Here is a 21,447-nt window from a genome sequence, read left to right as displayed (position 1 = left end):
CATCCACAATGGCATATATAATAACTGTCTTCTCATCTTTATTGAATTTATAAAATATCAGATGCCTTTCAACAATAATTACTCTATAACCCTGCTTTTTCAAAATTGAATATCTTGGTATATTTCCTGACTCCGGAAAATCTTGCAGACGATTGACTGCTGTTTTAATTTTGTCCAGATATCCCAGTGCAATATCGACGTCTCCTGAATCATCTGCTATATAAAATATGATTTCACGGAGTTGCTCCTCTGCCTTATCCGTTCTCAGTAGTTTATACTTCATACATTCTTCCTTTCCAATAAAGATGCCCGAAGTTCGTCAAACGAATCCTTCATCGGTGCCACTCGTCCAGATTTCACATCATCATCTGCTTCAGCTAACGTTTTCAACAGCTCTAATTCTGATTTCAGCTGATAGTAATCCTGTAATCCAAGAACTACCGTATCTCCTCTTCCATTTACCGTAATAATAACAGCTTCTCTCGTTTCTTTGCACTGTTTTGATATTTCACTGTAATGATTTCTTAAATCTGCTGACGGCCGGATTATTTTCTCCATGGTATCACCTCTTTCCAATATACTTTCTAATAGTCATATTATATCATAATACGACTACGTCATCAACCATATAATTCCAGACAAATTCACTATGGACGGTTTATTATACTATAGATTATGGGAATGAGTTCCCAGCGAAAAAAAATTATTCTGTGAATTGGCAATCGCCACATTATCACCGGTCAGCAGAAAGTTAATACCCATCACCCCAAGCAAAATAGGCGTTTTATTCCGGGAAAATATTATAGACTGAATCCCGTCTCTTTGAGAGGCGGGATTGTTGTTTAAGTATTATTCTTTATCAACTCATACGCACTCATCTTCAATGATATAATTGAATATTGCAAATAAATTTAATAGAGGTGTTCTGATGAAGAGAAAGAAGGAATTTTATAAAGAGAAAGAGATTTATGACTCTGTAAATCTCTGTGCTAGCAACGGCAAAGTACTTAGGGACAGTATTGGCTGGTCCAGAAATCCCGTGTTTAACTGCAATCTTTCTGGCCAGTGGCTACGCAAAAAGAAATGGAATTATTGGTGTATAATCAGTAACGAATGCCTTCCGCCTGAATATGGATGATTAACTGTCCTCGGCGATGCACGTGTTTGTTCTATTCCACATCGATAACCTTCAACCCACTTGCTTGTTTAGAATTTTCACCCGCTGACGCTTTCTCAACGTTTTCTTTGCTGATATCATAGAGAGCCCGCATCATCTGTGTTTCCAAGTCTTTGACTGGTTTTTGAATGGACTCTGGCAATTGTTCAACTACTTTACGGACTAAAGAAATTTTCATATTCAGCATGCGTTTAAGCAATTCCTCATTCATTGAATACACCTCCGAACCTGACCATTAGGGTTTCGTCTTCAAATTTGGCACCTATTACTGTTAGATTTTCCAGGGTTCTAGGCAAGGTAATAGTTCGTTTGATGTTTCCCACCTTGATAATTAACTCATCAGCCTTTTGGTTAAGGGAAAGATCCTTTTTGGTGGTGAAAGGCATATAAATCGCCATAACATACTCGTCATTTTCCTTGGTTACTTTCTGAGTTCGGGCATTGTATTTGATCGTGGTCGGGTCTTCTCCTTTAAAAATCTCTTCACCCATCCTGTCTAGCATTTCCAAGCCCACAATTTCCTGTTCAAAAAGGGGTACGTGATAGATGGGCAGAGGGGAAAAACTATCTTTGATCATTGCTTTGTACTTCTTCTGAATATCCTTCCAAACCGAAAAATACTGATCTGAAACATTATCAGGTATGATTCGATTAACTATGACCGCATCCACATTGAAATCGTAAATATTTAAATAAGTGAAACTTCGTTGGGCTTCTTTGACAACCATTTTTTCCGGGTTAACGACAATACGAATACTGGTCACTGCACGGTCAGAGAAGATCTGACGCATTTCATCAAGCTGATGATAGATATTATCGATCTCCGCCATGACTGAATCGGTAGGCATAGGAATCCCAAGCAGCGGCTCAGCCACGGGCTTCAAAAACTTAATTGCTTTTCGTTTCATCGGGAAAAGCTTTTCCATCCACCACCTGAGCATTTCCGGAAAACTGAGCAAGGCCAAAGTTTCTCCGGTCGGCGCACAATCGATGACAATAACATCAAACGTATTTTGTTTGTAATACTGCAAGATTCTCAAGAGACTTAGTAAATCTTCTATCCCGGGAAAAACCGTTAATTCTTCTGTGGTAATATCTTTAATAGTCTTCGCAGTGAACAGAGTCGTTAAATATTTTTGTACTTGACCCCAGCCCTTTTCAACTTCATGCACCGAATCAATTTCCTGGGCCCAAAGATTAGGTCGGATTTCTTGTGGCTCAGGGGATAACTTTATATCTAGAGAATCCCCGAGGCTATGAGCCCGGTCAGTACTTACCACTAGGGTTTTTTTGCCGTTTTTTGCACTTTGCGCTGCTGACGATGCAGCAATACTGGTCTTACCTACCCCGCCTTTTCCCGTGTATAAAATAATTCTCATCATTTTTCCCTCCTGAATAGTTATTATTGCCACCTAAATGATACTTCTTGATCAATACTCTTCCTTGTGCAAATAGTACTTAATGCGAAGTATTCTTTAAAAATTTAACCCATCTCTTATTCGATGGGTATTTTTCTAATGACTTTTTCTAACTGATTATCTCCAGATACAATATCTTCCCGACTTAAAGCATCGACTATTTTCATGAAAATCTTTAAAAGAGTTTGCCGTTCCTCCGTGGATAGTACCGTATTGATTCGTTCCAGGTAGGATCCAATGCTTTCTTTGACCTCTGTCATCATGCTTTTTCCCTTATCTGTAAGTCTGATAGCAACGATCCGTCGGTCCTCTTCGCTCCTTTCCCTTTGCAGATACCCGTTTTTAACCAACCTGTTGACTAACCCTGTTGTCGTACTGAGAGGAGCATTAATATAATCGGAAATCTGGCTCATAATCACTTCCCCGTATCTGTCCACAATCAGCATAGCCAAAAGCTCAGTCTTTGAAACAGCTAAGTCTAGCTGTATCCACTCTTCAGGATAAAAAACTTTACGCAAATTATCCAGTACTAAATCTAAAACTTCATTCTGAACCATTGACGAACCCCCGATTAAAATACTTCAGACGAATACTTCTCCAGGAGAACTATTCTATATATAAATTAACTCTTTGATTAATCTTTGTCAAGTGTTTTCGGTAAGATTTCCGTAGAAAGCGTTGTTGTAGCAGGTATTGCCTATATTCTTCTGAAGCTTGACAATTATTTGAAATGATGTATTATTGTATTAAGTGTTTAATACAATAATACAAGGGGTGATGCAAATGCCATGGGAATTAAAATCTGACAGACCTATTTACACCCAGCTGATTGAACAAATTGAGCTGATGATATTTTCCGGTGTTTATCCCCTGGGGTCCAAACTGCCTTCGGTACGAGATATGGCTCAAGAGGCTGCAGTTAATCCTAATACCATGCAGAGGGCTTTAGTAAAATTGGAGGAAGATGGACTCATCATTACCCACCGCACAAGCGGTCGGTCGATAACGGAGGATGCACGTATGGTAGAAATGGCAAAAACTAAATTGGCTCAGGAGCAAATCTCGGAATTCTTAGCAAAGATGCATTTGATGGGCTTTGAACAAAGGTCGATCTTAACCATTATTGATAACATGGTAAAGGAGATGAAGAAATGAGCGCCATTTTAGAATGCAACGACCTTACCAAAAAATTTGGAAGTAACGTAGCGGTATCTGCCGTTAATCTCAAGATAGAGCGCGGGCAAATCGTAGGGCTGCTGGGACCGAACGGCAGCGGAAAAAGCACCATCATTAAGCTTGCCAACGAACTCTTGACTCCCACCAGGGGAAGTATTCTCATTGGAGGTAAGAAGCCTGGTACCGAGACCAAGAAAATCGTCTCCTACCTCCCGGAAAAGACTTATTTGAATGATTGGATGCGTGTACACCAAATCATTGAGCTGTTCTCCGATTTCTATGAGGATTTTAAACCGGAGAAGGCTTACGATATGCTTAAAATCCTCAATATCAATCCTAATGACAGACTGAAAACCATGTCTAAAGGAACAAAGGAAAAAGTGCAGTTAATTCTTGTTATGAGCCGTGAAGCAGAACTTTATCTTTTGGATGAGCCTATCGGCGGAGTGGACCCGGCAGCCAGGGATTATATTCTGCAAACGATTCTTCGCAATTACAATGAAAATGCCACGGTGATTATCTCGACCCACCTCATTTCAGATATCGAGAATATCTTGGATTATGTAGTGTTTATCAATCATGGCCAAGTGGTTTTGACCTCGTCTGTGGATGATATCCGGGACGAAAAGGGTAAATCTGTCGATGCTTTATTCAGGGAGGTGTTCAAATGTTAAGCAAGCTTTTAAAGTACGAACTAAAAGCCACTGGAAGAATATTTCTCCCACTATTCCTCGCTTTGCTGATGTTTGCAGGAATCACACGATTGATTTATTCGATAGGTCCCGAGAAATGGGATGCCCCCGCCAGCATCAGCATGGCCATCTATATCATTATTATGGTGGGGATGTTCGTGATGACCTTTATTATGATGATTCAACGTTTTTATAAAAATCTGCTTTCCGATGAAGGCTATTTGATGCTTACACTGCCCGTAAAGCCCTGGAAACATATTCTCAGCAAGCTTCTGGTTTCTATGTTGTGGATGGTGACCAGTGGAATCGCTGCCTTGATTTCGATCTTGATTATTACTCTTGAAAAAGGAGACATCACTAAAATCGTGGTGGGATTACTAACTGTTTATGACCAAGTGTATGAGCAATTGGGCGCTTCGATGTACCTTTTATCGGTTGAGATTATCATAGGCGTTTTAATAAGCTTAGCTTCAGGCATCTTGATCTTATATGCCTCGATTGCCCTTGGACACTTATTCAGTAAGCATAGAATGTTGGCCTCCTTCGGAGCCTTCATTGCCCTTAGTACTCTTTCCCAAATCCTTTTCACGCTCATAGGTTTGATCCCTGAAGCCTATTTTCCCGATATCCATATCTCTTCTAATGATTTCATAGGCATGCAGCATCTAATTCAATGGGTGATTGCTGGTGGAATTATTTTCACAGGACTTCTAAGTGCTGCTTACTTTGCTATCACGAATTTCATTTTAAGTAAACGGCTAAATTTAGAATAAAAGATTCTTCAATAATGTCACGCTAGCCATCATTGGCCATAGCTAACTTCAATCCGACATCCATTAATCGTAGCTACATGGATCAGGCTATAAAAAGAGCGAACCTTAGCGTATCCAATAGTAATAAGCAAACGCTGTGAACAGCCTCTGCTAAGCGAATGCAGAACCCGCTAGCTGATATTTGGATATCAGCTAGCGGGTTTTTGTCAATCGAGAATCGCCAATCCTCCATCGATTGTAGTGAAGTCATGACTACTGTTTTACAAACATTTGAACAACAACTTTTCCTCTTGAACTATCTGTAATCCCGATCCAAACACTTATTTTTCATAGGCCCTTATTGCTTCTGCTATATCAAATTTTTTCATTTTAAGAAATGCTTCCGTCACTTGTACCAATTTTGCAGCATCCTTAGTTTGCATCATTACATTCATCATCGTAGGAACAATCTGCCATGAAAATCCGTATTTGTCTTTTAACCAACCACATTGTTCTGCTTCAGGAACAGCAGATAGTTTCTCCCAATAATAGTCTATTTCTTCTTGTGTATCGCACATCACCATCAATGAAATAGCCTCATTAAACGTAAAGTTGTGCTCATAGGCGCTGTCCATAGCTGCAAATGTTTGGTTTTCAAGTACGAAGTCCACATGTTGAATCGCATTAGCTCCGTTTGGGGCAGCATCCTCGCCGTATCTAAGAATATGACCAACGCTCGAATCTTTAAATAATGTTGTATAGAATTGGATGGCCTCTTCTGCATTTCCACACTGATCTCCGACAAACATAAGGGTTGGGGTTATTTTCTGCTTAAGCTCGAAATCACCCATGTACATCACTTGCCAAGAAAGGCCGTATTTGTCAATCACCCATCCATATTTTTCGCTAAACGGATAGGCGTCAATTGGCATGAGCGCTGCGCCATTTTCGATAAGTTTCTCCCATAACCCTTCAACCTCTTCAACAGAACTACAAGCGATGAGAAATGATACCGCAGGGGTGAATTTAAATAATGGACCCGCTGACAGCAGCATGAATTCTTGTCCTGCAAGCTCAATTGTGATCATATCCACGGATCCTGAGGGTGTATCATTTAAGATGGTTTTGTCCTTGAGTTTTGATCCTTCAAATAGAGACATATAGAATTTTGCTGCCTCATCGGCTTCCTTGTCAAACCATAAGTGTGGGACAATCTTTTGCATATAGGTCTTCCCTCGCATTCAGGCAGATTTTCCTCAATTATACTGCGTATTTGAAGAGAATCCAAGTTTGGAGAAAAACTGCTATTGCCACACTAATCCCTTCCACTTGAAATATCATATCGACCGATTAAGGATGGTGAGTCTGCATAATGTAGCTCTCGATTCTTTAGACCCGAATTCATGGTTCCTGCATAGATCACACTGCGTTTGGGATATGAGATGGAATTTATCAGATGTGAAATTGACCCGCCAAATTAATTAAGGTATAATATAGGCAGAATTATGATAGAACTAATTTGAAGGAGCTATAAAGTATGCCGACCATCAAATCGTCCACCTCACTGCGGAACGATTATAGCAAAATCTCCAAGTACTGCCATGAATCCGGCGAACCGGTGTATGTTACCGTCAACGGCGAAGGCGATTTAACCGTAATGAGTATTGACGCTTTTGAGAAGCGCGAACGAGCACTGGAAATCCGCGAAAAGCTGCTGGAAGCTCGATTACAAAAAGCCAATGGTGTGCCTATGCTGGACTTCGACGAAGCGATGAGCGAACTGAAGGTGTTGGCACATGGCAAATTATAAAATTAGAATCATGCAGATTGCGCAAGATGACATGAAAGCCATTGTTGCGCATATTCGCTTAGATGATCGCGATGCCGCTATCAGAATGTATGAAAATATAAAAGCGTCCATAGGCAGGCTGGCGGAATTTCCACTCATGGGTCCAATGCCGTTAGACAAAAAGATCGCTGAACAGGGCTATCGCATGATCGTTGTTGATCCCTATCTAGTGTTCTATATCCTGGTTATGGAGGATAATACTGTGGAAGTTCATCGTGTGCTTCACTGCAAACAGAATTTCCCTCGAATCCTCTAAATTTGAGCCAGATAAATTAAATACCAAGGACATGTCCCGATAGATTAGGTAAATATCTGGAATATGTCCCTTTTTGTTTGTCTCCCACAAAAAACAACACATTCCCACTACTGCGCAAACTGACAGAAGAAGATTGGCCAGGTGAATAAGATTGAACAGAAAAGAATTCTCAAATATAGTTTATGAGATTGTCAAGGATATCCCCTTCGGTAATGTCGCCACATACGGAATGATTGCCTTCTTATCAGGTTACCCGCGACGTTCAAGAATGGTTGGAAAAGCACTGCATCATGCCCCAGATTTCCTCAACATCCCTTGCCATCGGGTTGTGAACTACCAAGGTCGTTTAACTCCCGGATGGACAGATCAAAAACAACTCCTATCCAACGAAGGTATCCACTTCAAGGAAAACGGGTGCGTGGATTTGAAAAAGCATCTGTGGGGAATGGTGTTCATAGTTCACCGCAATTGAAATGCGAGATAGATGCCCAAATGGAAGATCTCATCGCCTATGCCGCCGAACAAAATTTTGTCTCACAATTCCACCAGGGTCGGTACATGTCCGGTATAGGGCAAAAACTTTGTAAGCAGGTCTGAGGTCCTGATCTTCAAGCTGGAGGTATTGACACACGGATGACATCCGACGTATTCACCATGCAAAACTTCCTTATCAATCAACAACTGTACAGATTTGCTTACATCGTTCATGAGACCTAATACACTGACTGATCCCGGTTTTATATTCAAATACATCTCCATCTCTTCAGCCTCGGCAAACGATAATCTAGACGAACTAATTTGTCTGGATAAATCCTTTGTCCTAAACTTTTTACGTGTTTTGCATAGGTTACCTTCTTATTTTTTAGTTGGAATGATTCTCTCTAACACTTTTACACATGCCCATCTACCAATGGTAACAACAAAGATCAGGCAGTATTAAACAAACTCTTTCAGTCTGCATTTCATTTTTGCTTCAGCCCATTCGGCATCTTTTTTTGTAGTACTAGCCATGTGATTGTCCTTTCTTAACCCTCGATCCTTAATCGAATAAGTTGATCTGCTTAGCCTCAGAAACCCTGAAAATGGCTTTTTCCAGCTTTTCATCGTTCTGAATCGCGTTTTCATCCCGAATAAGTTCTTCAAACTTTAGATACTCATTACTTCCGATGGCACTGGTCCTTACCTTCAGCATGTAGATTAAGTTAAAGCAATTCATAATCGAGTTTTGTTTCAGATCGGAAAGACAGATGAGCTGAGTGCGGTGTTTTTTGGCAATTTCGAAGAGTGGATTGAGCAGGTGTTCCGAAGATATAGGGCCAAAGGGATTATCCATCACCAAGACACTGGAATCCTTTTCTTCGTCGGCACCCGCAGCTTCTAGGGTACGGGATCGGGTATAAGCCATTAAGGCCGAGAGTACGGAGAAGTAGACGACAAACTTTTCCCCACCTGAGTTCTCTCGCACGGCATCTTCCCAGGTCTTAAGACTGCTATTTTGCATGTTAAGATCAATCTTAAAGACCTTGACAGGAATATTCGAATTACCCAAATAGACATTCAATAATTCTCGGCTGTACATCAATTTAGCGACAGCCTTTTTGACGTCTTCCTCGCTTTTTTCCGCTCTGGTTTCCTCGCGCACTTTCAAAATACACTCTTCAATGTATTCCTTCATCCGCATCCCTGCGGCATCACTAGAATCCAAGGATAGTTCAATCTTGAGCATTTGCACAGGTCTGCTTCTTCCTTGCAGACGTACCTTGGAATGGTCGGATATCCATTCTATTTCTTCAAAAAACCTCATCCCATGGAGTAGGCTCTGTTGAATCATATCCTTTTTGTTTCGCTCTAAATTGGAGAGTTGGTTTTCATGAAGTTGAATTAATTCCCGAAGCTTATCTTTATGCAGGCTCATGCGTTCATAAAGATAATAATAACTGTCATAATCCATATCAACCTTCTCCCAAAGCAGATCAAGCCCTTTAAAGATATTGCTGATGTTCGTATTTCTTTCCCGATAGTCGGCTTTCATTCCGATATACTTGTTTCTGAGGGCGTCGGTTTGGGTACGGTTCTTGGTTTCCACACTACGATAGCCTTCTCCTAACACCCTAGTTTGAGCCTTAATATCCTGTTCAGGGCGGAACCCTTTTACCGGTTCAAAGCTCACTCCGTTGCTATAGGAACTGATTTGTTCCATCAACTTGTGATAATCGCTGATTTTTCGAGATATGAGCTCGATCTCTTGGAGCAGTTTGGTATGCTGCCTCGATAGCTTATAACGCCGTTCTTGGAAATCCCCTTTGATATCTTCAGGACTGAGAGGGGATTCTGCGCCCAGTTTTTTTATTTCCTCAAGTGCGTTGGCACGAGCTGTATCTGCCGATCCCTCATCTCTAACTGCTTTCTTTTCCTCCTGCTGTCTCTTCCTACTTAACGCTTCCAGGCTGTTGATCTCCGCATGAATTGCCTCAACCGTTCCTTCATCATAGACTACTCCATGATAGTCGCTTTCCAGCAGACCTAGTTTAGTAATCTCTTTTTCCTTTTTCTCACATTCCGACTGCAGTTCAGTTTTACGTTTTTCCAGTTGCTCAATTTCTCCGCTATACGACGCCTTCAAGGCTCTAAGTCGTGCCTCCAAGTCTTCTAGCGTACCCTCGACTAGTTCTGCTTCCGGCGCATTCTGATAGGAGATGTACTTTTTTCGGATATCCCTCGATGCGCTTTCGGTCCGCTCAATCTCTAAGGATAATTTTCCGCTCTCTGCCTGCAGCTTATCTAGGCTTGCGGTCAATTCTGACTTTTTCCCCTCTGAGCCGGTTATCGCTTCAATGATTTCCGCGAGCTTTCTCCGACAGGTTTGGTAGTCTCCTTCTTGTTCCATCCAGGTCTCAAACGTCTCAACGGCAACTTGCGCTTTTTGTAGAGAAGCCTTCATTTCTTGGATCCTTTGCTCAAGTTCTTCCTGAGCAGTGCGGAGGGTTGCCTTTTCCATTTTAAGGAGATCCGTTCTCGTTTGAATTGTCTGGAGCTGCTTTTCACTGGCAGTTAACTTTTTACCCAGGACATAGCGATACTCCGCCTTATAGACAAAACGCCCACAGATGGCCTGTTTAGCAACTGCTTCATTGCGCTCCTCGGAATAATGTTGATACTGTTCCAGCGCTTCTGTTTGCTTTTGTTTCAATTCCTCTTCAAGTTTCACTAGGCTAGCATTGTCAAAGACCCTGCCCTCATACAGACAAACGAGAGAAAGTCCTTCACTGGTCTGAACAAATCTGTCCTCGCTCGTCAAACTGACACCTAAGTCCTCATAGGCAATAATCGGAATAACCCGTCGCATGGTCATTCGGTTCATAGACTGGGCTAAGAGTTCTATATTCTCCCTGGCTAAAATCAGGGCATAGGGCAAGACCGGATTTCTAGCCAGCATTGTTTGCCGAATTTCCAGGGGCTGGTTGCGCAAATACGTTTCGCCGGTGTCATATTGAATATCCTGATTGGCCAGAATAGAGATAATTTCTTCGGGGATATGCAGTCTCCCGTTTTTAAGTGAAGTAAGAGACTCGGTAGAATCATCACGAATCCGCACCGCTTCTTCGAGGCTTTGATCCAAGTTTTTGAGCAGCTGGCTAAAGGCTGTGCGGAGACGTTCCCTGTCAAAGCGTAGTTCAAAGTCAAAGCCAAACTTTTGGAGAATCCCTTGAATTTCCTGTTCCTGTTGCTCATATTCAGCAATTTCTCGCTCTAGGCCACGAAGGAGATTGGTTTCGTTAGACTTTGCTTCCTGTAATCCTTGAAGTTCTTGTTCCGCCTCCAGTTGTTTTTGTTCAATCTTAGTTCTTTCCTCGACCCGTCTTTTACCCTCTAGTTGCAAGTTATCCTGGGTCTTCTTAAGCTCTAGACGTGTCTTCTCAATATCCTTTGCTGAGAGTTCTCCCAGCAGATTTCTATTTAGGCTGAGTTTAAGCTTGGTTTTAACGTCCCGTTCATGAGCCTCGTATTGCTTAGTTTGTTGCTGAAGGCTCCCTTTGTCTCCCGCATAGTTCATTAAGTCCCGATCCAGCTTCGTGGAGTCGCGTTTGAGCTGATCCAGTGCAGTTCTCTGATCCGTTCTTTTCTCACCTAGGCGTGACAAAGCTAACTCTAGGGTTTGTATTGTTTCTTAAGATAATTTCTTGAGGGAATACTCCAGATTACGCATCCTCTCATCCGTATCGCATTGTGACCTAGAAGTGGCCAACTTTTCATCGATTCCGGAAAGATCGGCTTCTTTTCCTCTGATCTCAGCTCTTAGGCCAGCAGCTTGCATTATTTTTCCGGACCGTTTTGCAGCTTCAAGCTTATCTTCGTTTTCTTGACTATTCTTTTCAGCCTCTGCCAGTCTTGAGGCAGCCAAAGCATGCTCGTCACTTCTTAACCAATACGTATTGGAGCGTTCCTCTAGGTTGATTCGCAGCTGTTCTTGGTTAATGGTGACTAATTCCTCTTTATTTTGCTCGTGAGTTCCTTTCAGCACGATGGTTTCAGTGTTTAAATAACTGTTTAAGGCCGCCAGTTTACCTCCAATAAGTTTTTGTTCTTCCAAGCGGTTAAGCAGTTCGACTAAAGCCCCTACTTGCTCTCCATAGACCCCCAGAAATTCGTCGAGAACTTGCTTTTCTAAGATAAAGCGTTCATTCTCGATGACCTCCCGCACTAAACCTGCCAACATTTCCTCTAGTCTGTGAGCTTCAGAACGATCTTTGAAGATCACTTTCTCGATGGTTTTGATGATCCAATCGTTGAGCAATTGGCTGGAGTTTTTATACTTTTGGAAAATCTCGTCTAAACCGCCTTCGCTATCATTGATTTTGGCGATAATATTTCTCCACTCATCCTGGGCAATCCCAAATTCAGCCAGACGTTTTCGGTAGCGGTCCCCATCATCATCGTAAAAACAGCCAAAATGATAAAGATCTTTCTTCTCCTTATCGGCCATCATCTCCCAAGCCTCTCTAAAGGGCTTGATCTCCAGAATATTGCCGCTTTGTTTAACTAGCTCGATATGGGCTAAATCGAAAGCGTTCGAGCCAGGATAGTTTGACGTGAAGGTAAAATACTTCACCTTGTTTTTCTCATCCTCAACCCCGGAAACTTCTGCGGACACCATTCCGATACCCGTCAGTAGATAGCCGCCGGCCCCATCTAACTTCCATTCGATCAGGACATAAGCCGGTAAGCGTTTCTTGCGGAAAAAAGCGTTGATGCGACGGCCTTGAATTCTGATTTCTGGAACGATGGGCTGAAATAGGAGCTGAACCAAGACACTTTTTCCCCCGCCATTGGCTAAGCTAAGGAGGGCGTTTTCTCCACCGTGAAAGTTAAAGGTTTCATCCTGAATATGCCGCGAATCATTATTGTACGAAAAGTTAATAATCCGAATTCGATTGATTCTAGGCATCCAGCTCAGCTCCTTCGAAGAACCCTTTTATCTCTTCTACTCGGCTATCGTCCAGGTAGTAATTTAGCATCAAGTCATCCAGTTTCCGGGTGGGACGTAGTTCCCGATCCTCATCCACGAGTCTGAGTAGGTTTTCTCGCTCTAAGAGTCGACAAGTATTTAAGATCGTACCTGTTTTAGTTTTACGACCTCTTTCCTCGAAGTCCTGTTTGCTATCCCATAGTTCTGCAATCCTCGTAAAATTAAGGGCATAATTTTCCTCTAGCACCTTCACCTGCTCACGATCAGCCAAGGCCATGGCAAAGCGCCTGTCCAGTTCTTCAATTAACTTGCTAATTCTTAAAAACTCTCGCTGCTTGGGATTCCGATTCCGTCCACCATAAAATAAGTATAAAATGAACATGGAAATATAGCTAAGTAAGTAGGCATCCACTAGTCTAGCATCCGTTGCCACACTCTCCCGGATATCCTTCGTCGTAAAGCCCAAAACACCGTTCCCGCTATTAGGAAGCAGATAAAGCGTTCCCGCCACTTCGATGGTCTTAAAATCGAGTTCTTCTTCAAATTCGGCCAGGATTGCCCTGACTTCCACATTGCGAAATTCCAGGAAGAGATCCCCCTCAGTTTCTCGATCCAGCTGTCCCTTTTCGACTAATTTCCGATAGATCTTGAGCGCCGTTTTAATATCGCTCACTCAAAGCTCACCTCAATCCTAAAATCGCTGATAGCGATGCGCCTGCTAAACTTCCCGTCCCCGATCTGGGCCTCTATTTCTTGAGCAAATAGGTGTTCGTCCGGTTTACTAATCTCTAATTTTTTGATTCCAAATAAGTCCGGCTGTGTATATTGCATAATACGATACAGACAATAGCTGACATCAAGTTCCCCTGTGGCATTCGCGACCACATCTTCCTGCTGTGTTTTCCATTTCTTTATATCGATCACTTGGAGATCATAGAGCTTTAACATCGTCTTGAAAATCAAATCGTCTATCGTTAATTCTTTAAAGATATTTTGTTGAGTTTCGAGATCCTGAAAGAACTCGCTAAATCTAAAGGACTCCCGTTTGCGATGGGCAAACTCTAATAGGCTCCGGATAAATTCGATATTACTGTCGTTTAGTTTACTAATTCTGAGCAGTTCTTTGTCTTCACCTAATTCCTCTACGACAATACTCTGAGACCCCTCTTCTTCCTGTTTGAGTCGTGCTTGCCGTTCAAACAAGGTTAGTAAGTTAAGTGTGCGGTCCGGATTGGGCTTGAATAAGGGGTTTAATAATTGCCAGAGATAGGGAACCTTGTTTTCTTCACATTGCTCTAGGGGTTTCAAGATGACTTGTTCAAGGTCATAATAACGGGCCCTCGACAGAGCAAAGGAATCGGCAATGGTTTCCTTGTAGATTCGTGACAGACTGAGACGCTCAAGAATCAATTCCTTTTGTTCTCCAATGGTTAGATTGATATTTCGTCGGATCACAGCAATCTCTGAGCGTGCTTTCGTCATTTGCTCATCCAACGCTCCCCGAGTGTTTTCCTCTTCTTTGAGGCGTTCTTCCGAAAGCACAATCATGCCGCGAATCTCATTCATCATGCCGTACTCTTCTTCGAGTAAGGTATAGGTACTGGAGACTAAGCGTTCAAATTCTTCGATGTTCACGTCGTAAATGTTTTCTCGGACTTTCTGGACAAACTGCCTGATATCGTTCTTCTTTTGCCGGATCATCTGGACCAAGTTCGCACTTTGCCCGATGGCTTTCTTGTAATTTTTACGTTTAATCAGTTCTCTGAGTTTCAGTTCTTCTATTGTAAAACTGATTTCCTGCTCAACTTCTTTGGTTCGAAAGAGTAAGTCATACCCTTGATCCGTGAGCTGATAATTTAAGACATAGCCGCGCTGATCATCGATGAGCTTGTCATCAATCAGTCTGATCCGCAGTTGTTCCATGCCCTGGCCATACTTCATGACTGGGTAGTACCTGGCCTCACCGCCATTTTGCAGTATGTCCTTGATGATGTATTCGGTCAGCTTTCGATGGATGTCCGAGGTCAGGTTCAGAGAATAGTCTGGGAGGATCTGAGCAACAAAGTTAGCGATACTCTCCATGGTACAATCTTCGTCCTCGGTTAACGTCCTCTCCATGATGAACACAAGGACAGAAAGGATGATGTTATCTAACTGCCCAGGCTCGAACAAGCGCTCAAATTCCATTTTTCGATTGCCGCGATTGATAATGGAGTCAATCGCCGCAACCAGCTTCATCCTCTGTTCAAAGCCGTCTAGAAACTCAAGTTTTGTCGTAGCCACTCTATCGAAGCCTCGTTTCTTCTACTTTATAATCTTTGCTGCCACCTGATAATTAATAATTTCTTGAGGTATGTACTTACCCTCAGCCAACCAAGCTCCGAGGCTCTCCTCCTCAGGCAATCCCAATAAGGCGAGAAATTCTGAAAGTGGAGCACTAACTCCTCTTTGATCGAGAGATTTTGGCAGTTCAAGCGATTGACCCATTTCGAGCATAAGCCGGTACAAAGGGGAGAAGGGTTTTAGCTCGAGGGTCGGGTTGGCTTCGCGGGTACGAAAAAACAGACGGATACCCTCCCAGTCGAGATCACCAAAGTAGAGAAAGCGGGCTGCCTGTCCAGAAGAGCCAGCCTGGTCCCCTTGTCCACCTAACATAGTGGCGCTATAGTCTTCCAAGGCCCTTTGTTTAGTAATTTTATTTCCTTCACCATACAGGAGCACATTGACGACCCTGCCTGTAATGCAATTTTTGCCCGTAGCTTGCATCAGCTTTCTGAAGGTAAACCAAGTGTCTTTATTCTCGATCACTAAGATAGTCATGGGCTCGCCACGGTCATGAATATACTCAAAAAACGGTTCCGGAGTATCGTAATAATTAAGAAAGTTCTCGTCTAAGCGATTAAACTTTAGCACTTCCATAACTAAGGCCCTATGCTCATCCAACATCTTTTCCCTGCCCCACACCGAAAATGACCGTTCCTTACGGGACATGGGCATTTTTAATAAATCCTTAGCAAACCACAAATATCGACTGATCCCTTCAATAATCTCCAAGTGCTTTTTATATAATTCCGGTCTTTGCAAATAACCGGAAAGGTTTAAAACCGGATTGAGGCGACGAATCGACTCAAGGTAACCGGTATTATCAGCTTGCGGTTTGATAATTCGATATTTATTAAAGAGAGGCGGCAAGCGTCCATTGCTCTTGGCAGACTTTACTGGACTAAGAATTCCGCGCTCTACCAACCTTTCAACTTCAGTGTGAAAGAGGTCATAATCTGATTCTTGGAAGATCTGTTGTAGTTCCTGATCAGAAATCGTTTTCTTGGGATTTTTAAGAACTTGTTCGAGTCGTTTCATACCGATCTCCTCTTTCAGTCGCCCTATTCTTTGCAAATATTATCTAAGACTCACCTAAATATACCTTTTTCATATATCATTGACAACTATGCAAGCTAATATGAATCGAGATATCTAGTAGTCTTTCAACCTTTTATGAACTCGGTCAGGTGTGAAATAATCTTAGCCTACTGGCTTAAAAAGCAAAAGCAGCTAACCTTAAATAAGGTAGCTGCTGTTCTCACTGTTTATCTATTCTTTTCATCCTCTTTCATATCCCTACTATTGCCGTTTTGAGATTTCATTAGCGTTTCTGACAATCTCTACATAATTTAATTATTCTGAGGCCTTTTCTTTCTGAGCCTTTTTCTTGAGGGCCTTTTCTTGGCGTTCTTGATATATTTCCCGAATCCAAATACTTACCGGCGCCTTCCACAGTTCATTTTTGTTGGGTATATTTTTAATAAGACTTCTTGGGTTTAATCCCATCTCTTTGGCCATTTTCACAGTTTCTTCGTTAAGTCTACATTTCTTTTTTGCTTCAGCCCATTCTGCATCTTTCTTGATATTACTAGACATGCTATTTTCCTTTCTTGACCCTCTATCCTTATTTAAATACTTTTTTATATGCCGTTCGCTGTTTCAAAATCTATACACACGGCTCTCATTGAACTTTCCACCTATTTCCCCACAATTTGAGCAAGCCAATCAAATCTTTGCTGTAGCAAAGTCTTAGCAATGACTTAATTCTGCATTTTTCTGCCAAACCCTGCCCAGCAGCTGTTTCTATTTACAAGAATTCGTGTTTTTGCGCGCTCTCGACAGCATCTTAACACCTTTTCAAAAAAGGAGTTCCTTGAAGCTCAGTATCAAGAAATTACGGCTTTCATTGATCACTTATAATTTCTAACTAAAGCCGCAAGATACTTTGATTTCATCTGTTCACTAGCCATGATTTGTTTGATAGGAGGCATTTTTAAAATAGCCCCCAGGATCGCTGCCATAGCCCGGTGACTATAATGAGCCTGGTTATCAAAAATTAGATTCTGGAGTTTCCCTCTTTCGATACTCAACAACACGATTCGATGTACAGAATTTACCGGAGTAATAACCCGTTTGTTCCTGTGCTTAAGTTTGATCGATCCACGGTTACAGGCTCTGACACAAACACCGCAACCTAAGCATACTTCTTCATCCAACGTTACCTTCTTTACTACTTTATCATGTGTGACGGATTGTGAAACTACCTTTAAAGCTCCCACTGGACAGGCCAAGACACACCTTCCGCAGCCGTTGCAAAGATCTTTCCTAAGCTCAGGCAGAAAATTAGTTGTATTTATGGCATTTAAAGTGCCGAATTTCTTGATGGCCAGCAGAGCTTCGCAGCAGCAACCACAACAATTACAAATAAAGGGTAACCCTTCTTGTTCGTTTTCCCCTATTTGAACCAGATTGTGGTCGTAAGCCTTTTCAAGCAAACCCAAACATTCTGAAACGCCAACTTCCCTGGCATGGCCATATTTTATGAGGCTTGCAGCGGTAGTCCCAAAGGTCATGCATATCTCTAAGGGGGCAGCACAAGCTTGATAATTTCGCTTGTTCGTTCGTAATCCAGAATATGCAAATTATTCGCTGTGCTTAAGGCTTGTTCATTCACAAAGATTCTTCCCAGCTTTGTTTCAGTCACAAATAAATCCCGGACAAAATCCTCTTCAACATTTAAGTATTGGTAAAATAGTTCAGAAATTAAGGTCTGATCAAGGTCTTCTCGGATACGCATCAGGGAAAATTCAAAGAAACCTGCCATAGGCGGTGGTAAAAGAAAGGTTCTCTCGCCCTTCGTACTCTCAATATCAATCAATATGGCCCGAGAAGCAAGTTCTGTAAGTATCTTTTCAGTATCTTTTCAGTATCTTCTTGACTCTTTCTTAATGCTGCGCTGGCGGTCTGGATTGTGAAGGGTTTTATGGGTAACGCCGACATGACTCTCGCTTCCTTATCATTCATTAAGACACTAAGGATCTTAGATAAATATTCGGAAGGCGGAGCCCCTTGAGGAAATCGATTAAGTCGTTCGCTCAATTGATGGAATCCAGATTTTATACTTCTATGTGCCATAGGTCTCCTCATCTTAAATATTTTTAAGATGATTATATTCCAATATATAAAATAATTCCATAGTCAAAAACCATATCTATGTATTGGCTAACTTTGCAATATCCTTACACTCTAGGATTGATTTATCGTAACCTTTATTAACAGTATGAATCATGGCAATGCCCAGTTCTCTCATGGAAATTGTGTGATTTGGAATAAGATGCTTTACGACAGGATAAAGCCATGAGATGGCGCGATAATATTTATTAGTCCTTTTTAAACCCTTTGTCGGATGGATATAACCCGGACGAAACATATACGCTCTTTTGAAGGGAAGTCGTAATAGATCGTTTTCCGTTCTTCCTTTAACTCGGGCCCACATACTTCGCCCCCGCTCTGTACTATCTGTCCCATTGGGATTGAATCCTTCTGCCCGAGCTGCAAACATAGCTTTCCGATCTTTCTCAGTTAGGCGCTGATATTTATTTTCGGACACAATATATTTGGAATCGAAACGATCCCTCGGCTTTGGTCGTTCGCCCTCCGGGTAATACCCAAAACAGAGCATAGTGATCGGGAACACATACGGGGGAAGATTGAGTAGTTCTTTATGTATTTCATAATTCTCCATTATATCTCCGATATAACACGATCCAATTCCAAGAGCTTCTGCCGAAATTACAGCATTTTGGGCCGCAATTAAGGCATCGCAGCTTGCTAACAATAAACCCGCTTCATCTGGCCCAGAAAATTCCCGCTCTCGTTCTATACAAAAATCTGCAACCCCCAAATCATGATAATAATCATACCATCTCTGCAGATCTGCTAGGAAAACAATAACCAGCGGAGCTTTAGCGATAAACGGTTGATCATCACACGTCTCGCTCAAGCGCTGTTTTAAGTCTTGATCCGAGACTATAATCATCGAATACATCATCATATTCCCGGCGGTCGGCGCCCTCAATAATTGTCATAATGTCATCGTCCTTAACTGGCCAATCAGCATACTGACGCAAAGAAACTCGTTGTCTAAGTATTTCTTGTACGGAAATTTTCTCTTGTGAATCTGACATTAAATAACGCTCCTTTTCCTGCTTAGACTCCATAGCGACCAAGGTACATCATTTGTGATCGGTCTTTGTTAACCTGATACATCGAATATTTTAATTAAAATCCACCAAAGGATTGAGATTACACCTATTTGTGCAGATAATCTTTCGTATCCACCGGAAGTCCCTTGGCTTTCAAGCGCACTTCCACAATCTCTTTGACGATGGAGTAGATAAGGACAAAGAGCGGAACACCGATAATCAGTCCGATAAACCCAAAGAACTTACCACCTAAAATGATGGCAAAGAGAATCCAGAAAGAAGAAATGCCCAGGGAATCTCCCAGGATTTTCGGTCCGATGACATTCCCGTCCAGTTGCTGAAGGAAAAAGATAATGATCAGGAACCAGAAGGCCATGATCGGCGATTCGAAGAAGATGATGATCACCGAAGGAATGGCTCCGATGAAGGGTCCGAAGAACGGGACGATGTTAGTTACAGTAACGATAAACGTAACCAGCAGCGTGTAGGGCATATCCACTATGGTGAGGATGATGAACGTTAATAAGCCGATAATTAAGGAGTCTAGGATTTTTCCTCCCAGGAACCTACTGAAGATTCTTTGGGTGCGTCCTAAAAGCTCGAGGATTTTGTCTGCAAGCTTCACGTTGAAGACACTATAATTGACTTTCTTTGCCATACTGATGAACCGCTCTTTTTCTGCCAACATGTAGATAGAGATGATAATGCCGAGAAATAGGTTCCAGACGGAGAGGGCGGTGTGTCGAAGGAAGGAAAGCGCTATGGGGACCAGGTCCTGGGCGATGTTATTAATGAAGACCACCAACTCGTCCAAGCGTACATTGATAAAATCGACGACTTCCGGTGGTAGAAGAAGAATATCGTCCGATAGATTTTTGATGTATTCCGTCGAGGAGCGGACGTAGTCTGGGATGTTCCGGACAAGCCCGGTGATGCTAGCGAAGAGCTGCGGGAAAATGAAGGCGAGGAAGAGATACACAAGAAACCCGGAAACCAGATAAGCTAAGAGAAGGGACAGTATATGGAACCGCGATTCTCTGATTTTTTTAAGCGAGGGAATCTTTCCCAACTGCTCTTTGAAGAAGTTTAAAAAGAAGTTCACGAGATAGGCGATGACGAACCCGTAGATAAAGGGGTCGAGGGCGGAAAAATAACCCCCTAATACTCGGGTGAAGTTGTCCAGTCCCGACATGATAAGAAAGAACAGGATGCTGGACGCAATGACAATGAAGCTGTACATCGCGATGGTGGTGTATTTCCGGTTCCAATTACAATTAAATTCCACAGTACCCTCCCGTGATCCTTGTAGATTTCGTATACAAATGCGTCCACCCCTCATTAAAGACTTTGCATTTTCAGTAAGCTTACCTAAATATACCTTTTTCATATATCATTGACAATAACTACGCTGGTAAAACTCGTAAGAAGACCAATCAGTGGTCTTTGGTCCATAGGTTTTATTAATATTCACTGGCACGAATTTCATTTTAGGTAAAGACGATTTGGAATACAGCAGACTACACATTACTACCTAACAATAGAAGAACCGAGGCGAAGCCTCGGTTCTTCTATTGTTCATGTCTCAACTTCCAGTTTTTCCGGGATTTTTTGTTTCAAGTGTTTCAATGTAGTTCTCCGCAGTCAATCTGTCCCTAAATCTACTCATAATTTTAATGAACTTAACTTCTGTTATGATAAAAGCATCTACAATATCTGGGTCAAAATGAGTTCCTCTGCCCTCTAGAATGATATTTCTAGCTTCATCATGGGGCAATGCGTTTTTATAAACTCTCTTACTAATAAGTGCATCATACACATCGCTGAGTGCCATAAGCCGTCCCGATATGGGAATTTCCGTTTGGGATAAGCCTCTTGGATATCCTGTCCCATCCCATCTTTCATGGTGTGTTAAGGCAATTTCCTTCGCCAGGGTCAAGAATGAATCTTCTCCTAATTCCTTAATACCCACCATTAAGGATTCTCCACCATAAATGGTGTGTTTTTTCATTTCTTCAAATTCTTCCTCAGTCAAGCGTCCCGGTTTCAGAAGAATACTATCCCTTACCCCAACTTTACCAATATCATGTAAAGGAGCGGATTGATATAACAGCTCAATATAGTCATTGGTTAGAA

General features: G+C 42.0%; 23 protein-coding genes and 2 pseudogenes. 7 read left to right on the top strand and 18 right to left on the bottom strand.

Annotated features, from left to right (window positions below; all coding sequences use genetic code 11):
• Together JL57_RS33040 and JL57_RS33035 are read right to left on the bottom strand one after the other, a co-directional pair.
• Nucleotides 1-283 (bottom strand): type II toxin-antitoxin system RelE/ParE family toxin (locus tag JL57_RS33040; protein ID WP_034146108.1); only part of this gene is annotated, 283 nt, incomplete at its 3' end.
• Nucleotides 280-558 (bottom strand): type II toxin-antitoxin system Phd/YefM family antitoxin, encoded by a 279-nt coding sequence (locus tag JL57_RS33035; protein WP_034140668.1) that lies wholly within the window; start codon nucleotides 556-558, stop codon nucleotides 280-282. The genes JL57_RS33040 and JL57_RS33035, both read right to left, overlap by 4 nt.
• Nucleotides 559-928: 370 nt before the next feature.
• Here JL57_RS33035 and JL57_RS33030 point away from each other — a divergent pair, with 370 nt between their 5' ends.
• The gene (locus tag JL57_RS33030) at nucleotides 929-1,138 is read left to right on the top strand and encodes a DUF2804 family protein (protein ID WP_034146107.1); all 210 of its coding nucleotides are present in this window, start codon (nucleotides 929-931) and stop codon (nucleotides 1,136-1,138) included.
• A gap of 31 nt (nucleotides 1,139-1,169) precedes the next feature.
• Here the strand turns inward: JL57_RS33030 and JL57_RS33025 are convergent, their stop codons facing one another.
• From JL57_RS33025 to JL57_RS33015, 3 genes are all read right to left on the bottom strand, one after another.
• Nucleotides 1,170-1,388, bottom strand: coding sequence for a hypothetical protein (locus tag JL57_RS33025; RefSeq protein WP_034146106.1), 219 nt, complete (start codon nucleotides 1,386-1,388; stop codon nucleotides 1,170-1,172).
• Nucleotides 1,381-2,559 (bottom strand): ArsA family ATPase, encoded by a 1,179-nt coding sequence (locus JL57_RS33020; protein WP_291300880.1) that lies wholly within the window; start codon nucleotides 2,557-2,559, stop codon nucleotides 1,381-1,383. Before JL57_RS33020 ends, JL57_RS33025 begins: the two co-directional genes overlap by 8 nt.
• Before the next feature lie 113 nt (nucleotides 2,560-2,672).
• Nucleotides 2,673-3,152: a MarR family winged helix-turn-helix transcriptional regulator gene (locus JL57_RS33015; RefSeq protein ID WP_034146104.1), complete on the bottom strand. Its 480-nt coding sequence runs from the start codon at nucleotides 3,150-3,152 to the stop codon at nucleotides 2,673-2,675.
• 226 nt (nucleotides 3,153-3,378) lie between these two features.
• Between JL57_RS33015 and JL57_RS33010 the strand changes: the two genes are divergently transcribed.
• The 3 genes from JL57_RS33010 to JL57_RS33000 are packed head-to-tail and all read left to right on the top strand — an operon-like array spanning nucleotide 3,379 to nucleotide 5,236.
• A complete protein-coding gene (locus JL57_RS33010; RefSeq protein WP_034146103.1) occupies nucleotides 3,379-3,750 on the top strand; it encodes a GntR family transcriptional regulator in 372 nt (123 codons plus the stop codon).
• Nucleotides 3,747-4,445 (top strand): ABC transporter ATP-binding protein, encoded by a 699-nt coding sequence (locus JL57_RS33005; protein ID WP_034146102.1) that lies wholly within the window; start codon nucleotides 3,747-3,749, stop codon nucleotides 4,443-4,445. The genes JL57_RS33010 and JL57_RS33005 overlap by 4 nt, the downstream gene beginning before the upstream one ends.
• A complete protein-coding gene (locus tag JL57_RS33000) occupies nucleotides 4,439-5,236 on the top strand; it encodes a membrane protein (RefSeq protein WP_034146101.1) in 798 nt (265 codons plus the stop codon). Before JL57_RS33005 ends, JL57_RS33000 begins: the two co-directional genes overlap by 7 nt.
• A gap of 320 nt (nucleotides 5,237-5,556) precedes the next feature.
• Here JL57_RS33000 and JL57_RS32995 read toward each other — a convergent pair whose 3' ends face one another.
• Complete coding sequence (locus JL57_RS32995; protein WP_034146111.1) at nucleotides 5,557-6,438, bottom strand: VOC family protein; 882 nt, start codon at nucleotides 6,436-6,438, stop codon at nucleotides 5,557-5,559.
• A gap of 314 nt (nucleotides 6,439-6,752) precedes the next feature.
• Between JL57_RS32995 and JL57_RS32990 the strand changes: the two genes are divergently transcribed.
• From JL57_RS32990 to JL57_RS32980, 3 genes are all read left to right on the top strand, one after another.
• Nucleotides 6,753-7,025 carry a type II toxin-antitoxin system Phd/YefM family antitoxin gene (locus tag JL57_RS32990; RefSeq protein ID WP_034146100.1) on the top strand — a complete coding sequence of 91 codons (273 nt, stop codon included), beginning with the start codon at nucleotides 6,753-6,755 and terminating at the stop codon, nucleotides 7,023-7,025.
• Nucleotides 7,012-7,320, top strand: a complete 309-nt coding sequence (locus JL57_RS32985) for a type II toxin-antitoxin system RelE/ParE family toxin (protein WP_034146099.1) — start codon at nucleotides 7,012-7,014, stop codon at nucleotides 7,318-7,320. The genes JL57_RS32990 and JL57_RS32985 overlap by 14 nt, the downstream gene beginning before the upstream one ends.
• 151 nt (nucleotides 7,321-7,471) lie before the next feature.
• Complete coding sequence (locus JL57_RS32980) at nucleotides 7,472-7,792, top strand: MGMT family protein (protein ID WP_034146098.1); 321 nt, start codon at nucleotides 7,472-7,474, stop codon at nucleotides 7,790-7,792.
• Between the two features lie 62 nt (nucleotides 7,793-7,854).
• Here JL57_RS32980 and JL57_RS32975 read toward each other — a convergent pair.
• The 12 genes and pseudogenes from JL57_RS32975 to JL57_RS32925 all read right to left on the bottom strand — a co-directional run.
• A pseudogene (locus JL57_RS32975) lies at nucleotides 7,855-8,151 on the bottom strand (YbaK/EbsC family protein); the annotation flags it as partial.
• A 208-nt stretch (nucleotides 8,152-8,359) separates the two neighbouring features.
• Complete coding sequence (locus JL57_RS32970) at nucleotides 8,360-11,461, bottom strand: hypothetical protein (protein WP_034146097.1); 3,102 nt, start codon at nucleotides 11,459-11,461, stop codon at nucleotides 8,360-8,362.
• A 27-nt stretch (nucleotides 11,462-11,488) separates the two neighbouring features.
• Entirely contained in the window at nucleotides 11,489-12,766 is a 1,278-nt protein-coding gene (locus JL57_RS32965; protein WP_034146096.1) for a hypothetical protein, read from the bottom strand.
• Entirely contained in the window at nucleotides 12,759-13,460 is a 702-nt protein-coding gene (locus tag JL57_RS32960; RefSeq protein ID WP_034146095.1) for a DUF6063 family protein, read from the bottom strand. The genes JL57_RS32965 and JL57_RS32960 overlap by 8 nt, the downstream gene beginning before the upstream one ends.
• Nucleotides 13,457-15,070 (bottom strand): hypothetical protein, encoded by a 1,614-nt coding sequence (locus tag JL57_RS32955; protein ID WP_034146094.1) that lies wholly within the window; start codon nucleotides 15,068-15,070, stop codon nucleotides 13,457-13,459. Before JL57_RS32955 ends, JL57_RS32960 begins: the two co-directional genes overlap by 4 nt.
• A 21-nt stretch (nucleotides 15,071-15,091) precedes the next feature.
• The gene (locus tag JL57_RS32950; protein ID WP_034146093.1) at nucleotides 15,092-16,147 is read right to left on the bottom strand and encodes a hypothetical protein; all 1,056 of its coding nucleotides are present in this window, start codon (nucleotides 16,145-16,147) and stop codon (nucleotides 15,092-15,094) included.
• A gap of 315 nt (nucleotides 16,148-16,462) precedes the next feature.
• Nucleotides 16,463-16,705 (bottom strand): hypothetical protein, encoded by a 243-nt coding sequence (locus tag JL57_RS32945; protein WP_034146092.1) that lies wholly within the window; start codon nucleotides 16,703-16,705, stop codon nucleotides 16,463-16,465.
• Between the two features lie 314 nt (nucleotides 16,706-17,019).
• Nucleotides 17,020-18,244 (bottom strand): annotated as a pseudogene (locus tag JL57_RS32940) (4Fe-4S dicluster domain-containing protein).
• Nucleotides 18,245-18,320: 76 nt separating this feature from the next.
• Complete coding sequence (locus JL57_RS36155; protein ID WP_291300879.1) at nucleotides 18,321-19,148, bottom strand: nitroreductase family protein; 828 nt, start codon at nucleotides 19,146-19,148, stop codon at nucleotides 18,321-18,323.
• The gene (locus JL57_RS36150) at nucleotides 19,096-19,296 is read right to left on the bottom strand and encodes a hypothetical protein (protein ID WP_291300878.1); all 201 of its coding nucleotides are present in this window, start codon (nucleotides 19,294-19,296) and stop codon (nucleotides 19,096-19,098) included. The genes JL57_RS36155 and JL57_RS36150 overlap by 53 nt, the downstream gene beginning before the upstream one ends.
• A 124-nt stretch (nucleotides 19,297-19,420) precedes the next feature.
• Nucleotides 19,421-20,599, bottom strand: a complete 1,179-nt coding sequence (locus tag JL57_RS32930) for an AI-2E family transporter (protein ID WP_034146091.1) — start codon at nucleotides 20,597-20,599, stop codon at nucleotides 19,421-19,423.
• A 297-nt stretch (nucleotides 20,600-20,896) separates the two neighbouring features.
• Nucleotides 20,897-21,447, bottom strand: a 551-nt coding sequence (locus tag JL57_RS32925; RefSeq protein WP_034146090.1) for an HD-GYP domain-containing protein, incomplete at its 5' end; no start/stop codon positions are given.

The sequence above is a fragment of the Desulfosporosinus sp. BICA1-9 genome (assembly GCF_000802135.1).
This window is presented reverse-complemented; position numbering and strand designations above follow the sequence as displayed.

Coding starts and splice junctions, on each gene's coding strand:
- JL57_RS33035 (WP_034140668.1), bottom strand. CDS start 558: ATGGAGAAAATAATCCGGCCGTCAGCAGATTTAAGAAATCATTACAGT.
- JL57_RS33030 (WP_034146107.1), top strand. CDS start 929: ATGAAGAGAAAGAAGGAATTTTATAAAGAGAAAGAGATTTATGACTCT.
- JL57_RS33025 (WP_034146106.1), bottom strand. CDS start 1,388: ATGAATGAGGAATTGCTTAAACGCATGCTGAATATGAAAATTTCTTTA.
- JL57_RS33020 (WP_291300880.1), bottom strand. CDS start 2,559: ATGATGAGAATTATTTTATACACGGGAAAAGGCGGGGTAGGTAAGACC.
- JL57_RS33015 (WP_034146104.1), bottom strand. CDS start 3,152: ATGGTTCAGAATGAAGTTTTAGATTTAGTACTGGATAATTTGCGTAAA.
- JL57_RS33010 (WP_034146103.1), top strand. CDS start 3,379: ATGCCATGGGAATTAAAATCTGACAGACCTATTTACACCCAGCTGATT.
- JL57_RS33005 (WP_034146102.1), top strand. CDS start 3,747: ATGAGCGCCATTTTAGAATGCAACGACCTTACCAAAAAATTTGGAAGT.
- JL57_RS33000 (WP_034146101.1), top strand. CDS start 4,439: ATGTTAAGCAAGCTTTTAAAGTACGAACTAAAAGCCACTGGAAGAATA.
- JL57_RS32995 (WP_034146111.1), bottom strand. CDS start 6,438: ATGCAAAAGATTGTCCCACACTTATGGTTTGACAAGGAAGCCGATGAG.
- JL57_RS32990 (WP_034146100.1), top strand. CDS start 6,753: ATGCCGACCATCAAATCGTCCACCTCACTGCGGAACGATTATAGCAAA.
- JL57_RS32985 (WP_034146099.1), top strand. CDS start 7,012: ATGGCAAATTATAAAATTAGAATCATGCAGATTGCGCAAGATGACATG.
- JL57_RS32965 (WP_034146096.1), bottom strand. CDS start 12,766: ATGCCTAGAATCAATCGAATTCGGATTATTAACTTTTCGTACAATAAT.
- JL57_RS32950 (WP_034146093.1), bottom strand. CDS start 16,147: ATGAAACGACTCGAACAAGTTCTTAAAAATCCCAAGAAAACGATTTCT.
- JL57_RS32945 (WP_034146092.1), bottom strand. CDS start 16,705: ATGTCTAGTAATATCAAGAAAGATGCAGAATGGGCTGAAGCAAAAAAG.
- JL57_RS36155 (WP_291300879.1), bottom strand. CDS start 19,148: ATGATTATAGTCTCGGATCAAGACTTAAAACAGCGCTTGAGCGAGACG.
- JL57_RS36150 (WP_291300878.1), bottom strand. CDS start 19,296: ATGTCAGATTCACAAGAGAAAATTTCCGTACAAGAAATACTTAGACAA.